The organism is Sphingobacterium thalpophilum (assembly GCF_038396785.1).
Classification (GTDB): Bacteria; Bacteroidota; Bacteroidia; order Sphingobacteriales; family Sphingobacteriaceae; genus Sphingobacterium; species Sphingobacterium thalpophilum_A.
In genome coordinates this window covers 136005-150549 of the sequence record NZ_CP151087.1, presented here as the reverse complement: position 1 = coordinate 150549, position 14545 = coordinate 136005, and the positions used below count along the sequence as shown (strand labels likewise).

The 14545-nt window shown below is 42.1% G+C and carries 13 protein-coding genes; 10 read left to right on the top strand and 3 right to left on the bottom strand.

What is annotated here, in order from left to right; all coding sequences use genetic code 11:
• Positions 1–307: 307 nt before the first annotated feature.
• From AACH28_RS00630 to AACH28_RS00605, 6 genes are all read left to right on the top strand, one after another.
• Positions 308–673, top strand: coding sequence for a transposase (locus AACH28_RS00630; RefSeq protein WP_149525777.1), 366 nt, complete (start codon positions 308–310; stop codon positions 671–673).
• A 115-nt stretch (positions 674–788) separates the two neighbouring features.
• Entirely contained in the window at positions 789–1637 is an 849-nt protein-coding gene (locus AACH28_RS00625) for a transposase (RefSeq protein ID WP_341831486.1), read from the top strand.
• Positions 1638–1855: 218 nt separating this feature from the next.
• The gene (locus AACH28_RS00620; protein WP_341831933.1) at positions 1856–4372 is read left to right on the top strand and encodes a response regulator; all 2517 of its coding nucleotides are present in this window, start codon (positions 1856–1858) and stop codon (positions 4370–4372) included.
• 210 nt (positions 4373–4582) lie between these two features.
• Entirely contained in the window at positions 4583–5815 is a 1233-nt protein-coding gene (locus AACH28_RS00615; protein ID WP_312339883.1) for a tyrosine-type recombinase/integrase, read from the top strand.
• A complete protein-coding gene (locus tag AACH28_RS00610) occupies positions 5808–6812 on the top strand; it encodes a tyrosine-type recombinase/integrase (protein WP_070568342.1) in 1005 nt (334 codons plus the stop codon). The genes AACH28_RS00615 and AACH28_RS00610 overlap by 8 nt, the downstream gene beginning before the upstream one ends.
• On the top strand, positions 6799–7827 hold the full coding sequence (locus tag AACH28_RS00605) for a tyrosine-type recombinase/integrase (RefSeq protein WP_070568781.1): 1029 nt from the start codon (positions 6799–6801) through the stop codon (positions 7825–7827). Before AACH28_RS00610 ends, AACH28_RS00605 begins: the two co-directional genes overlap by 14 nt.
• Before the next feature lie 70 nt (positions 7828–7897).
• Here the strand turns inward: AACH28_RS00605 and istB are convergent, their stop codons facing one another.
• Entirely contained in the window at positions 7898–8614 is a 717-nt protein-coding gene (gene istB / locus AACH28_RS00600; protein WP_313269545.1) for an IS21-like element helper ATPase IstB, read from the bottom strand.
• A gap of 31 nt (positions 8615–8645) precedes the next feature.
• On the bottom strand, positions 8646–9377 hold the full coding sequence (locus AACH28_RS00595) for a Mu transposase domain-containing protein (protein WP_341831932.1): 732 nt from the start codon (positions 9375–9377) through the stop codon (positions 8646–8648).
• 217 nt (positions 9378–9594) lie between these two features.
• Between AACH28_RS00595 and AACH28_RS00590 the strand changes: the two genes are divergently transcribed.
• Genes AACH28_RS00590 through AACH28_RS00580 form a run of 3 tightly spaced genes read left to right on the top strand, consistent with a single transcriptional unit; the run spans position 9595 to position 12849 of the window.
• Positions 9595–10854 (top strand): site-specific integrase, encoded by a 1260-nt coding sequence (locus AACH28_RS00590; protein ID WP_286732661.1) that lies wholly within the window; start codon positions 9595–9597, stop codon positions 10852–10854.
• Positions 10847–11824 carry a tyrosine-type recombinase/integrase gene (locus tag AACH28_RS00585; protein ID WP_286732659.1) on the top strand — a complete coding sequence of 326 codons (978 nt, stop codon included), beginning with the start codon at positions 10847–10849 and terminating at the stop codon, positions 11822–11824. Before AACH28_RS00590 ends, AACH28_RS00585 begins: the two co-directional genes overlap by 8 nt.
• A 5-nt stretch (positions 11825–11829) precedes the next feature.
• Positions 11830–12849, top strand: a complete 1020-nt coding sequence (locus AACH28_RS00580) for a tyrosine-type recombinase/integrase (protein WP_286732657.1) — start codon at positions 11830–11832, stop codon at positions 12847–12849.
• Between the two features lie 64 nt (positions 12850–12913).
• Here the strand turns inward: AACH28_RS00580 and istA are convergent, their stop codons facing one another.
• Positions 12914–13684, bottom strand: a complete 771-nt coding sequence (gene istA / locus AACH28_RS00575) for an IS21 family transposase (RefSeq protein ID WP_341831931.1) — start codon at positions 13682–13684, stop codon at positions 12914–12916.
• A 557-nt stretch (positions 13685–14241) separates the two neighbouring features.
• On the opposite strand from istA, the gene AACH28_RS00570 reads away from it, so the two are divergent.
• Positions 14242–14532: a hypothetical protein gene (locus AACH28_RS00570; RefSeq protein ID WP_341831930.1), complete on the top strand. Its 291-nt coding sequence runs from the start codon at positions 14242–14244 to the stop codon at positions 14530–14532.
• The last annotated feature ends 13 nt before the right edge of the window (positions 14533–14545 follow it).

Genomic DNA, 14545 nt, shown 5'->3' with positions numbered 1-14545 from the left:
TATCTTAACAGCAAACAACCACCCTATGCCAAAAAAATTATTAGAAATCTTCAGATCGGTGTAATGCTCTCTATGATACTGCTAATTACAGGTTCTATAGCCTCTTATATTAGCATAAATAAGCAGATGGAAAGCAGGGAAAGCCTCTTAAAAACGAAGGAATCTATCAGTTTAATAAAGGATATTTTAAACACGTTGTTAAATGCTGAAACTGGCAATCGGGGCTACCAGCTTACCGGGGATCATGTACAAAAGTTGTGGAGGGGATAAAAAATAATTAGATATTTGTGCTTTGATATTTATACAGATGCACGAATCTTTTAACGCGTTAATGCCCTTAATTATTCCCGAAGGAGTTTCCGATTATTTTGAGATGACCCACTATTCCAAAGAAGAAAAAAGACTGGATATCTTTCTGGAGGAACTCAATAATACACCTGAAGAATATCAAGGCCAGAAGTTGATTTCCAAGGGGTTTTTCGAACCCGTTACCCTTCAAGATTTTCCTATCCGTGGCATGCAGGTCTATCTTCATGTCAAGCGCCGCAGGTGGCTCAACCAGGATACCGATAAAGTAGTCTACAGAAATTGGGAACTAGTAGCCAAAGGGACGCGCATCACACAGGATTTCGCAGCTTTTTTAAAAGGTATCAGCGGACAACCAGGCTCATAGCATTCAGACCATCAGTTCATTCTATGGGATATCAGCCAGTAAACTAAGGAGATACTACCGCAATAAACTGAGCGGTTTCCAGGATTGGGAGCATCGCGAAAATGCGCGAGATGGATTGACCTTCCCACAGAATGTCAGCGGCCATCTTTCTATTGACGAGACCTGCCTATCCCATGGCGAGCTCTATACCGTTGTCACCAATAAAGAAGCACGGGGCAAAAAAGGGACCATTGTAGCCATACTGAACGGGACAAAATCAGAGAACATTATCCCGATCCTTCAAAAGATCCCACAGAGATTACGAAATAAAGTTCAAGAGATAACGCTTGATTTAGCCGGTAATATGGGATTGATAGCCAAAAGATGCTTTCCCAATGCTGTTCAGGTAATAGACCGTTTCCATGTTCAGCAACTTGCTAACGAAGCGCTTCAGGAAATAAGGATAAAGCACCGCTGGCAGGCCATTGACGATGAAAATCAAGCAATTGACCAAGCACGAAAGAATAAGGAAACCTATTTTCCGGAAGTCCTATCCAACAGTGAAACCATCAAACAGTTACTTGCAAGAAGCCGATACCTGCTTTATAAAAGTGAACATAAATGGACTTACGAGCAAAGAGAAAGGGCTGCTGTACTCTTTGAGCGATATCCCGATATTGAAAAGGCGTACAGGCTATCCCAAGAACTCTCTTGGATATTCAACACCACCATAGATAAGATCTACGCCTTTACAAGGTTGGCAAAATGGGCGGATAAAGTGGAACAGGCCGGCTTCAAGTCATTCAACACCGTCTCCAGAACCATAAATATCCATCACAAAAAAATATTGAACTACTTCGACAACAAGAGTACAAATGCTTCAGCAGAATCTTTCAATGCAAAGATAAAAGCTTTCAGAAGTCAGTTTAGAGGTGTAGGTGACATCAATTTCTTCCTGTTCAGATTGACCAAATTATTTGCGTAGTCCACAGGTTTTGAAACTGATCCCTTACCGGCAAGGAAGAATTTCTTGAACCGTAGAATAAAAGCGGGAAAGAATATCCCCTGCTTATTGCTGACCAAGACAAGTTTAATCTTAAAGATAAACTCCAAATTAATATCTTTCATGAACTGCGGCACACCTCAGACCTGCTGATGAAAGAATATGTCTCGCTGATTAATAATCGTAAAAAGGGTATATTAATGACCCCAGAAGAGCTTGAGCAAAACAAGCGGACCATGGATAAATGTCGAATGCTCGTTCAGGAATTTGTAAAACACGGTGAAGTTCAACTTGCCTTAAAAAATGAAGATCTGAATAACTCCACCAAACGGACCGTTTTGTTCATTATATTTTCTGCAGTTGCAGCAATTGGTGTCACCATTTTCGTCTATATTCAACTGAAATCTGACATAATGCGCCGGGATAAGTTGGAAAAAGATCTGTTTTATACGAAGGAAATGCTCGAGGAAACAAGTGCGGTTGCGCAAGTGGGAGGCTGGGAAGTCAATATGAAAAGCGGAAAGCTCACTTGGTCTCAAAGTGTGCGAGAAATTCATAAAACTAACATCAATTTCCAACCAACTATTGAAAATGCCCTTGGATTTTACGAAGGAAAAAATAGAGAGCGAATAGAATATCTATTTGATAGAGCAGTACAACAAGGAATTTCTTTTGATGAAGTGCTGCAACTCCTGCGTAATGACGGCGTCACGATTTGGGTAAGGGTAAAAGGGATTCCTGAATTTGAAAATGAAATATGCCACAGGGTTTTTGGAATTATTCAGGACATTGATGCCTTCAAAAAAATGTTTCTAGAGGTTGCCGAGAAGGAGGCTATGATGCAGTCCTTTGCCACTGATGTTCCTATTCCATTGGCAATGTTTGATAAAGCCCTTAACTACGTGGCTGTAAGTAGCCGATGGCGAGATGAATTTAGTATGAATAATGTCGATCTTATCGGCAATAATCTATTTACAATATCGCCTAATATTCCAGAAGAAAGAAAGAAAATTTACAGGAATGCGCTTTTGGGAGAAATGTACATCGATGGGGATTTTGCAGTAAAGGTGGAAGGTAAAGAAGAAATTCAGCATTACGACCTTAAAGTCGGACCGTGGTTTCTTACAAAAGATGAGGTTGGAGGTATAATTATTTCCATACAGAATATTACAAATGCCGTTAAAATAAACGAAGAACTGAAAAGCGCTAAGGAAACTACGGATATAGCCAGCAGAGCGAAATCCGAATTTCTGGCCAATATGAGTCATGAGATCCTCACGCCTTTGAACGGAGTTATTGGATTTTCAGACCTCCTCCTCCGTACACCATTGAATGAAACACAAACACAATATCTGAATTACATCAACGAATCAGGAGAAAACCTGCTCAGCATCATCAATGATATTCTAGATTTTTCTAAAATAGAATCCGGAAAAATGGAACTTTTGATCGAAAAAAGTGACGTATATGATATGTTAAGTCAAGTCATCAACGTGATTCTTTATCAATCCCAGAAAAAAAACATCGAACTTCTTCTCAACGTTGAGCCGGGCCTCCCAAAAACACTTTTTATTGATGAAGCCAGGTTAAAACAGATCTTGATCAATCTACTAGGGAATGCTGTGAAATTCACAGAAAAGGGTGAGATTGAACTAAAGGTTGAGAAATTGCGCATGGATAATCAGAAGATTGCTTTGCGTTTCTCGGTAAGAGATACAGGAATCGGCATTCCTATTGAGAAACAGAAATATATTTTTGATGCCTTTATCCAGGAAAACAGTTCAATCAGCAAGCGATTTGGCGGTACGGGGCTGGGGCTAACGATCTCAAACAATATCCTGGGCTATATGGGGAGTCGTTTATCTCTAAAAAGCGAGATAGACAGCGGATCTGTATTTTTCTTCGATCTTACGGTTCCATACGAAATGTCTGAATGGAAGGAAGAAGAAACGGCTATTAAAACGGCATTAGTGGTAGATGATAATGAAAGCAACAGGGTCATCCTTGAACACATGCTTACCTATAAAAATATCAAATCCACATTGGCTTCTAACGACATGGAAGCACTGGATATCATGTTGAAGGGTGAGCGGTTTGATGTGATTTTGATGGACTATCATATGCCTATCATGTCTGGATTGGAAACAATTGAGAAAATAAAAGGCTTGTTAAATCAGCGAAAAGAGATCGCTCCATTTATAGTACTTTCTTCTTCTTCGGAAGAATTCGATATACTTACTTCGGTTAGGAAAATAGAAAATACACATTTACTGTTGAAGCCTATAAAATCACATGATCTATACAAAACCCTAAAAAAGGTAGACAGAAGTACTGTATTAGAAATTATTCAGGATCAGCCAGAGAAAGATTCGCATGCATTTGCACAAGAATTAGATGTGCTTTTGGTTGATGATAACCCAGTAAATATGGTCCTGAACAATAGGATAACGAAGTCTCTTGCTCCCAATATACATTTAACGGAAGCTGCAAACGGTTTACAGGCTTTGGAAGAATGCAGGAAAAAGCAGTTTTCCCTTATTATTATGGATGTACAGATGCCGATAATGAGTGGTATTGAGGCGACACAACATATTAGAATGCTGTCAGGTTATCAACACATACCTCTCATAGGTGCATATTCCGATGATGTTGACCCCATTCCGGGCATACTGACCCCCCTGATTTTGGTTCAAGGGTTATCATTACCAATGACCTGACAATATTACCTTTTTTTTCTTAGACTTTCTCCTTTATTATGGAAAGCTTTCCATAATAAAGGCTATGACAACAATATGGATATGTAAAGTCCATTATCAGATCTCATCTCAAAATTCATTTATAGCCAATTATTAATACGACTACACATAATTGCTTTCCATAACGTTAGTGTTGCATATTACAATATATCAACATAAATAGTAAAAGTTATGGAAATTCAAAATCTTATTGAACGTACTAACCAACTTTTAAAAGAGGCCAGATATTCAGGCAGTCGTATCTACACCTATAATTGGTTGTGGAAGAAAGGCATCCTTGTTTATATGCACTCAAGAGGCTTGGTTGACTACGACGAAAACGTCGGCAACGAATATATGCTGACGTGCCGTGATGGTTTCAACGTTACATTCCATCATCGCGACCTTATTAAAAGTATTGAAGTGTTGACCCATGTTTTGTTGGATAGCAATCTGGGAGGGAGAAGACAGCATGTGGTACAACATCCCTTACGGGGTGACATCGGCGCCGCCGCTATTCAGTATCTTGAATACTTGAAATCCCTGGGCTTAAATGAGAAGAAGACACTTCAGCGTTACAGAAAAACAATGAGCAACTTTATAGAATATCTACTCGAACTGGGAATAGACAATCGTTCGGGAATAACCGAAGAAGCTATAGTGAGGTATGTTGAGAGTCGCGAATATCAACAGAAGGAGTATATTGATACTACGCGCCGCTTTCTATTATTTCTCTTCCGCGAAAATATAATTGCAAAGGACTATTCCTATATGCTAAAATCACTTGGTAAAAAAATCAAGCGTGTAAAGGCCCCTTCGTTCTATGCTCCAGATGAAGTACAGAAGATAGAGACATCGATTTCCCGTTCAAGCAATATTGGAAAACGCAACTATGCTATGCTATTATTATGCTCCCGTCTAGGGCTGCGCGTCTCGGATATAGCCAATTTGAGTTTTAGCGACATAAATTGGGAAACCAATAAAATAACGCTTGTGCAATATAAGACCGGAAATCCATTGACACTTCCACTTTTACCTATAGTTGGTAATGCCATTATCGACTATGTTCGGTATGCACGCCCAAAATCCATGTCAGACAAAGTGTTTTTAAGTTGTCGTCCTCCATATGGGGCACTTAATGGAGGAGCGGTTCATGGAGCCATCTTAATTGTTTTTAAGTCTTCTGGAATCGAATTCGGGAACAGGCATCATGGAGGGCATGCATTGAGATTCAGTCTGGCGCAAAGAATGCTGGACAAATCCACGCCAATCTCAATTATATCGGAAACACTGGGTCACTCCGAAGCAGATACAACAAGAACCTATGTCCGGATAGACCTGTCACATATGCTGGGATGCGTACTAGATGTTCCGGAATCCAGCGATTGCTTTTATACGCAGAGAGGAGGGTGGTTCTATGACTGATCCATTTGACTATCGGGGAGTATTGGCTCCTTATATGAAAGCCCTGATCCGGATCAAAGAATCCTGTGGGTCCACCGTGCTATCAACCAAATGGACTTACAAAGAGTTTGACGAGTTCACCATAATATATGGTTTATCAAATCCAGTTATCACGAAAGATCTGATAGGTGCCTGGGCAAAGTCCAGGGAAAATGATTGTAGTAGAACATTCTATGGAAAATGCTCCCGTCTGGCCCAACTGGCGAAATACATGAATGAGCACGGGGTTAAATCATATATCATGCCTTTGCCAAAATGTACGAACGATCGTGGTTTTGTACCCTATATCTTCACTGAAGAGCAGATGCTGGCCATATTCCGGGAATCTGACGGGCTTCAGCGAGGAAGCCATCGAAAAGATGACCCAATTATATCCCTACCCTGTCTTTTTCGACTTTTATATAGTACAGGCCTAAGAATCACAGAAGCAACCTCGCTGCGAAACAAGGATGTGGATCCCGACAGGAATGTATTAAGGGTTGGCACTTGGGGCAATACTAAAAATGGAGAAGAACGCCTGGTTCCCATATGCAGCTCTTTAAAGGAGGCCCTTCTGAAATATTTACATTACAGGAGCATGCTCCCCGTAAAAGGCGTTACTGATAGCGAACGTCCATTCTTCATTAAATTGAATGGTACAGCCGTGTCTTCCGCCAACGCATACAACTGGTTCAAAAAGGTATATACGAAATGTGGAATTGCATATAAAGGTGAATGCTTTGGTCCTCGGGTGCATGATATAAGACACACCATGGCAACGCATTCTCTTGCAAAAATGATAAGAAAAGGGCTTGATGTGTACACTGCCCTTCCATTACTGGCTGCTTGTCTGGGACACAAGTCTCTTACATCCACCGAAGAATATGTGAGACTCACCTGCAACGAATATCCCGAACTATTGGAAATGTGTATTTCCCTCAATGAATTTATATATCCCCAAAAAGATGGCAACGAATAACATAGCAAAATATATCACAGGTTTCCTTGGTGTGTATCTTCCGCACGAGCGAAACGTCAGCCCCAATACCATATCCGCGTACCGCGATGGTTTTGTCTCCTTTTTTTCCTTCTTGAGGGATGAGAAACAGATAAAGATTGAAAATGCGATTTTGTCAGATATTAATAGGGATAATGTGGTTGAATATCTACGATGGCTGATTGAGCGGCAGGGAAACAGTATTGCGACGCGCAATAATAGATTGGCAGCGATACATTCCTTTGTAGCATATCTTCAGTATGATAGCATCGAATACCTGGATCAGTGGCAAAAAGTCCTGAAGATTGGAAATCTGAAAAAAGCACATCCTACCCCGGTATACTTTACAAAAGAAGGAATAAAGCTTCTACTTGAACAACCGGATAGTGCATCTTATCAAGGGCTGAGACACCTTACGGTCCTTGCTTTGATGTATGATACAGGTTGTCGGGTACAGGAACTGGCTGACCTGACGGTAGAGTCAATGCGAATACAGTATCAGCCATACTCGATCAAGGTATATGGAAAAGGAAGAAAAGTGAGAATAGTACCGCTTTCTGAGCATGTCGTCGTAATACTCAAGAAGTATATGGAAAGGTACAATGTTGACTACGAGATTGATATAAAAAGACCGATCTTTTGTAATAGCGCGGGGAATAAACTCACCAGAGCCGGTATAACCTATATCTTAAAGAAATATGCAGATATGGCCCGTATATACGATTCTAATCTTATTCCCGAGGTTACCAGTTGCCATCAGTTAAGGCATAGTCGCGCAATCCACCTGTTGCAATCTGGTGTAAATCTGGTTTGGATAAGGGATCTTTTGGGGCATACCTCGGTCCAGACCACAGAGATATATGCAAGGGCCGACTCAAAACAGAAAAGAGAGGCTATAGAACAGGCATCGGAATGCCTTACACCTAACCAGGTTACCGGAGAATGGATCGATAACAGTAACTTGATAACTTGGCTGAAAGGGCTGGGTAAGAAATAACGATTATGTAAAGTCCAAATGTAAAGCCGTAACGCAATGCTCTGTGAATCAATGTACCTTTCAATGGACTTTACATATCCATATTGTTGTCATAGCCTTTAAGTTCAATCCTGTGAGACACATGGACAATTCTATCTAGTATTGCATCGGCAATAGTATCCTCACCGATTATATCATACCAACTTGCCACGGGTAATTGACTTGCTATGATGGTAGCCTTTCTGCCATGTCTGTCCTCAAAGATCTCCATGAGATCCAACCGTTGCTGTTGTTCCAGTCGCACAATACCGAAGTCATCCAGGATGAGAAGGTCCGTTTTGGCTAGTCTGTCCATAAGTTTTTGTAGGCTTCCTTCCAATCTTGCCATTTTTGAACGTTGCAATAGCTTCTGCAGATTGTAATAAGCCACTCTTTTTCCCTGTGCACAAGCCTTCAATCCGAAAGCGGAGGCCATAAAAGATTTTCCACAGCCAGCTGCCCCTGTGATAATGATTGGTTCGGCTTTCTCCATATAACCCCCAGTTGCAAGATCGGTAATAAGCGAGTGGTCAATACCTCGAGTGGCATCCATATTGATTTCTTCAATAGAGGCCTGATAGCGGAATGCAGCATTCTTTTTCAACCTGTCATAGCGTTTACTCTCACGATCATCGACTTCAGACTGCAAAAGCATCTCCAGCCCTTGCTCAAAGTTCAGTGTGCCATGTTGGCGTGTTTCTTTCATCGCTCTCCAATGTTGCTCCATGCCATTCAGACGAAGCATTTTTAGGTGTTTTTCAATGTTCATTTTATATCTATTTTATCATTTAATGGTTCTGTTAACTATAATAACCTGCACCTCTGATGTTGTTATGATGAGGCATTGGCATTTCATTTTCTTGAGGTTCATTCCATCCCGCCATACCGCTGGCCAGCATATTTCCAACCGATTTAGAACTGAACATGCTGTTTTCTACAGCCATGTTGCAGGCCTTATCGAACATGGCTGCGGAGTAAGTACGTTGCAAACGAAACAGCCCATCACAGGTACGGTAGAGCTGCTCGGGATAACGTCCCTTTTGATTGAATATCGCTATGATAAGCTGCTCGAATGAATGGGATATCTCAGAAGCTTTCTTGCGATATTTTTCAGGACTAATATCCATGTATTCACGATGACTGGACTCTAGATGTTCTGGGTTGGTGGTATATGAGTTTGGACGCAGGCTACGCTGATGTACAGCTACCTGATTGCCTTGCACAAAGATGTAGACCATACGATCAGTGTATACGACCTGCGCTTTTTTCCTGCGGTAGATATGCGGTACACTATAAGAGTGACGGTCGCGGCCCAAGTAAATATGGCCGTTGTCAGCCACTTTAAGCTCGGTATAGTGCTTCAGCTCAAAGCGGCTCGCAGGAAGTTTGCCCAATAGATGCTTTTCACTGCTGATAAAGCGTTCCTGACGGCAGTAACTGCGGTTTTGCATTCGTGTCTGGTTGAGCTTGTCTATGCACGAGGTAATGGCTTCATTGAGCGATTCCAGATCGAAGAACCTACGGTTGCGCAATCGTGCGAATACCTGTGTATAGACGATTTTGACATGGTTCTCAACAGCACTTTTGTCCCTGTTATGTGTATTTATACATAAAAAAGATTATGTATGTATTTTTGATATGTATGTTTTTTATTTTAAATGTTTGATGGTAAGTGTTTTATCTGCAATAAAGTTTACATAATATCCTGACCTTGCATTATGCAATTCCGCATAAGATAATTTTTATCCAATGAACAATCGTTATTCCTCCTTCGGGGAGTTATCAGATTCCGCATCCGATTATCTCAGAGATATCGGCAGAAGCAAACAGACGATATCCATCTACAGGTGGATATGGAGCCGGATCAGGGCATACATGGTGTCGAATAATATCAGCAACTGTACTTCCGGGACAGTAACCGCGTACTTAAGTGAGACCTATGGCAGCAAATCAGTTTCAGAGCTCACCCACCATCAGAAACATTGTTACCGTTGCGCGCTATGTCTTGCCCAGTTTGCCGAAACTGGTAAGATGGTCGAAGTCATAAATAGGCGGGAGCCGATAGTATTGACAGGGGAATTTGGGAACCTCATCGAACAGTATGTTGAACAAAAGAAATCGATGAGGTTAAGTGAAAAGACACTGCGAAGCTATTGCTATTACCTTTATCGCTTCCAGATTTATCTCCATGCACAGGGTATCAGCTCGCCTCAAGCCCTGACCCCACTAACCATCATAAATTACGTATCCTTACTGTTGCCGGATACAGCTGGAGCGAAACATCTGGCTTTATCCATCATCCGAAGCTTCCTTGCTTTTCTAACAGGGATTGGTAGAACTGTAAAAGACCTGTCCTTATTGATACCCAGGGACAATTATAAGAAGCAAGCTAAACTTCCATCTGTTTATACCAAACAGGAGGTGATGGTCATCCTTGATTCCATGGACAGGAGTACGACCACCGGAAAAAGAGATTACGCACTGATTATGCTGGCCGTACGGCTGGGCTTAAGGGCTTCGGACATCAGTGGCCTAGAGTTCGGTCATATCCTATGGCAACAGAATATCATTTGCTTCAGTCAAAAGAAAACCGGGGAAACGATCAAGCTCCCACTTACAGTTGATGTTGGGGAAGCACTTATTGACTATATCCGTTATGGCCGTCCATCTTCCCAATCTGCTTTCGTTTTCCTTGAGCGCCTATTTCCTCACGGCCCGATCGATGCCAAGCGTGTTTCCGGCGCCGCGGATCGCGCCATCCGTCAATCTGGGGTGGAAATTGGGAGAAGAAAACACGGATCGCATGCCTTACGACATACTATGGCCAGCATGTTACTAGAAAATCAGGTATCATTGCCCGTCATATCCAGTATTCTTGGACATTCCAGTATCCAGACATCCATGTGTTATCTCCGGATAGATATAGAGGGTTTGAGGCAGTGTACCCTGGATGTCCCCGGAGTCCAGGATACTTTCTATACCCAGAAAGGAGGTGCCTTTTATGAATAGCGGATATGTGAAACGAGGAGTACTGGCACCACTGATCCGAGATTTCCTTGCTATGCGCAGCAACCTCGGCTATAGATCAAAAGGGCCAAAATACAGTCTGTTCGCATTCGACAGGTTCACCATGGCCAAGGGACTGCATGATGTCACCATCACGCAGGAACTGGCGACCGAATGGTGCAACCGGCGACCAAACGAGGCGGCAGATACATGGAGCCATCGGAACTGTTTCCTCCGGCAGTTTGCAGTCTACTTATCTAACCTGGGGTACGAAACTTATATACCACAGGCGATGAAGGTACCGAGACAGGATACATTTATCCCATATATCTTTTCAGATGATGAGATCAAAGCTATTTACATTGCGTGTGATACGCTGGTACTTTACGACAGGCATACCAGAACCAGTATCATGATGCTCCCTGCATTGATCCGACTGCTTGCTTCAACGGGAATAAGGATTGGTGAGGCAGTAAACCTAGCAATAAATGATGTCAATCTGGAACAGAATTACCTGACGCTTCGAAACACCAAGAATGGAACAGACCGCCTGGTTCCGATATCTGATTCACTTGCCGGAGTATGTAAGCAATATCTGAGATACAGGAAACTATTGCCTGCAACAAGTGAATACTTTTTTGTGAAGCTCAATGGCCTGGCGTGTCCCGCCAAAGGAATTGCGTTATGGTGGGCCAAAATCCTCAAGACAGCTTGCATAAGACGCCGTGGGCTAACCATAGGGCCTCGTATCCACGATCTACGTCACACTTTCTGTGTCAGATCATTGGCTCATTCGTTGTCAGAGGGACGGGATCTTTATTATATCCTGCCAATCTTGTCAACCTATATGGGACATATGTCTCTAGCTTCAACAGATCGGTATGTTCGTATGACCTCCGAGATGTATCCTGAATTATTAGGAAAAACTGATAGCATCTGTAGCTATATATTCTCTGAACTCAATTATCGGTAACAGTCATGAAACAGACAGCTTTTGCAAAATATCTGACCCAGTTCCTCGTTACGTACCTTGTAGATGAGCGAGGTTGCTCCAGGCACACGGTCAGTGCATATCGGGACACGATCAGCCTTCTACTTACCTTCATGCGGGATGTTCATGGCATCAAAGCCGATCGTCTGGACTTTAGGGATATCACCAGGGAACGGATACTCGAATTCCTTGATTGGCTGGAAAAAGAAAGACATTGTAGTGTCTCCACACGCAATGCCAGACTGGCAGCACTCCATTCCTTCTTCCGGTTCCTTACTTACAGATATCCCGATCACATGGAGCATTGGCAATCAATACTCTCTCTGAGAATAAAAAAATGTGCTGCTGCAGAGGTGGTTTATCTGACCGCAGAGGGGATGAAGCTCTTGCTTGCCCAGCCCGACACAACAAAAAAGAAAGGAAGGCGTGATCAGATGCTTTTATCCCTGATGTTCGAATGTGCGGGAAGAGTACAGGAAATTATAGATCTGGTGCCAGCCAGGTTCAACTTCGGTAAGCCCACGCTACTTACGCTTAAAGGAAAGGGCAACAAAACACGTATAGTACCCCTAACCGAGAAATTATCTATCATGTTAAAAAAGTATATGCAGGAATACGGACTGTTACGGGATCAAGCTACAGACTATCCATTGTTCGCAAATGGACGGGGAGATAAATTGTCACGGATGGGCATAACGGCAATTATGCGCAAGTACTCTATTAAGGCAAGGACAGTGGATGCATCGCTTATTCCGACAGGAATAAGTCCGCACTCCCTGCGTCATTCCAAAGCAATGCTCCTTCAAAAAAGTGAAGTGAACATTGTTGCCATAAGAGACTTCCTTGGCCACGCATCGGTAACGACTACTGAAATATATGCCCGGATAGACAATAGGCAAAAATGGGACGCGCTCGAAAAAACCAGTTTGTTGCCGGTATCAACAGAACTACCGGAATGGCAAACCAACCACGGATTGCTTGATTGGTTGGAAAGTCTCGGAAGGTAATCGTAAATTATGTAAACTATCCAAATAGTATACCGCTCAAAATGAAAAGGTTACTTTGGATAGTTTACATATCAAAAATACATACATAATCCCTTGGCTTTCCTGCCCGAGCAGGAACCACAACGGTATCGTAGTGATTGGCCAGATCTTCCATACTTCTGTTGATATCAGGTTCATAACGATCGCTCTTGGTTACAGCCGACTTTAGATTATCCGGTACCAGTGCCTTGGGAACTCCGCCCAGGAACCACAGGCAATCGTTCAGCGCTCCAATAAAATCAGGGATTGTTTGGCTACGCACAGCTTTTGCATAACAGTAATTGGAATAAGGAAGACAGGCGACAAATACCTCGCAATTAATAAGTTCACCTGTCTCAATATCAATATAATGCAACTTCTTGCCGGAGAAGTCGATATAGAGCTTGTCTGCAGCTTCATGTTGCATTACCATGGTTCCTGAACGGGAAGAAACACTTAGCTGTGAAAAGTGATAACAGAACTGAGAGTAACCATACCCCTGGCCATAAGATACTTTGTATTCTTCCCAAAGCAGTTTACGCGTTACGCCAACTCTTTTAAGTTCTTTCTCCAGATGTGGCAAACGCTCTTTGAGATCCTCGAACCTAGGGTCACGATAGGCCGGATTACCTGAATGCAGCAGACCTTCCAGCACGGGATCTTCCACAGCCAGAAGGTCGGTCATGTTTAACTTTGCCTCACCTATCTTAAAGAGATAGGACTTTACGGTATTCTTACTTATACTAAGGCTGCGCGCTATGGCTTTTATAGCATAGCCTTGCTGGTGCAGCCTGATCATCTGTTTTATCTGACTCATGGGTCTGGTTTTTCCGGCCATTGGGTAATATCATTTTCCCAAAAGTAAAACCAAAATCAGAACCCAGACAAGGGGTCAACATCTTCCGGAATCTAGGAGCTCCCAAAGTGCTAGAGGGGTCAATATGCTCCGGAATATAAGTTGTTAAACAGAAAGATATTACTTGGAGAGGTAAAAATGCCTCCAAATATCATACTGATTGAACAACAAAGGGGTCATTATCTGACGGAATGCCATGCGATAGCAGCGCTTAAACAAACATGATATCCTAAATTATGTCCGGAATCAGGGGGGCAGCATGCTCCGGTATATGCACATAGGCGTTACAGCCGGAAATGTGCTAGGAGAAAAAGAAAAATGTCTTGAATCCGGAATGAATGACTTTCTTCCTAAACCAATACGGCGGGCAGACCTTCTCGAAGTACTCAAAAAATATATTAGTGTTTAATAGTTATAGAAATAGGAGTGCTTAGCATATAAATGAGTTCATATTATCGCGTCATCTATAATTTATCGTCCACCAAAATGCTTATAAGATAATTGTTAATACATGTGCTATGTCAAGCTTAGGCTGGATACTAACGCTTAATTTTGGTTATCACAACAAAAATTATAAAACCGTCAATTTGGAAAATTACAGTATTACAATACCGCTGCATTCACCTGCAGAAAAAGTACTCGGTACATTGATCAATGATATTCCACTATGGTGGACTGAAATTTTTGAAGGCATTTCAAATAAACAAGGGGAATCTTTTACGACTCTTTTTGGAGAACCAATAGTTAACCAATTTCGCCTACAGGAGCTCCAAGCAAACACAAAAGCCGCGTTTTATAGCATCCTCTGAGTTATTTTGCCAG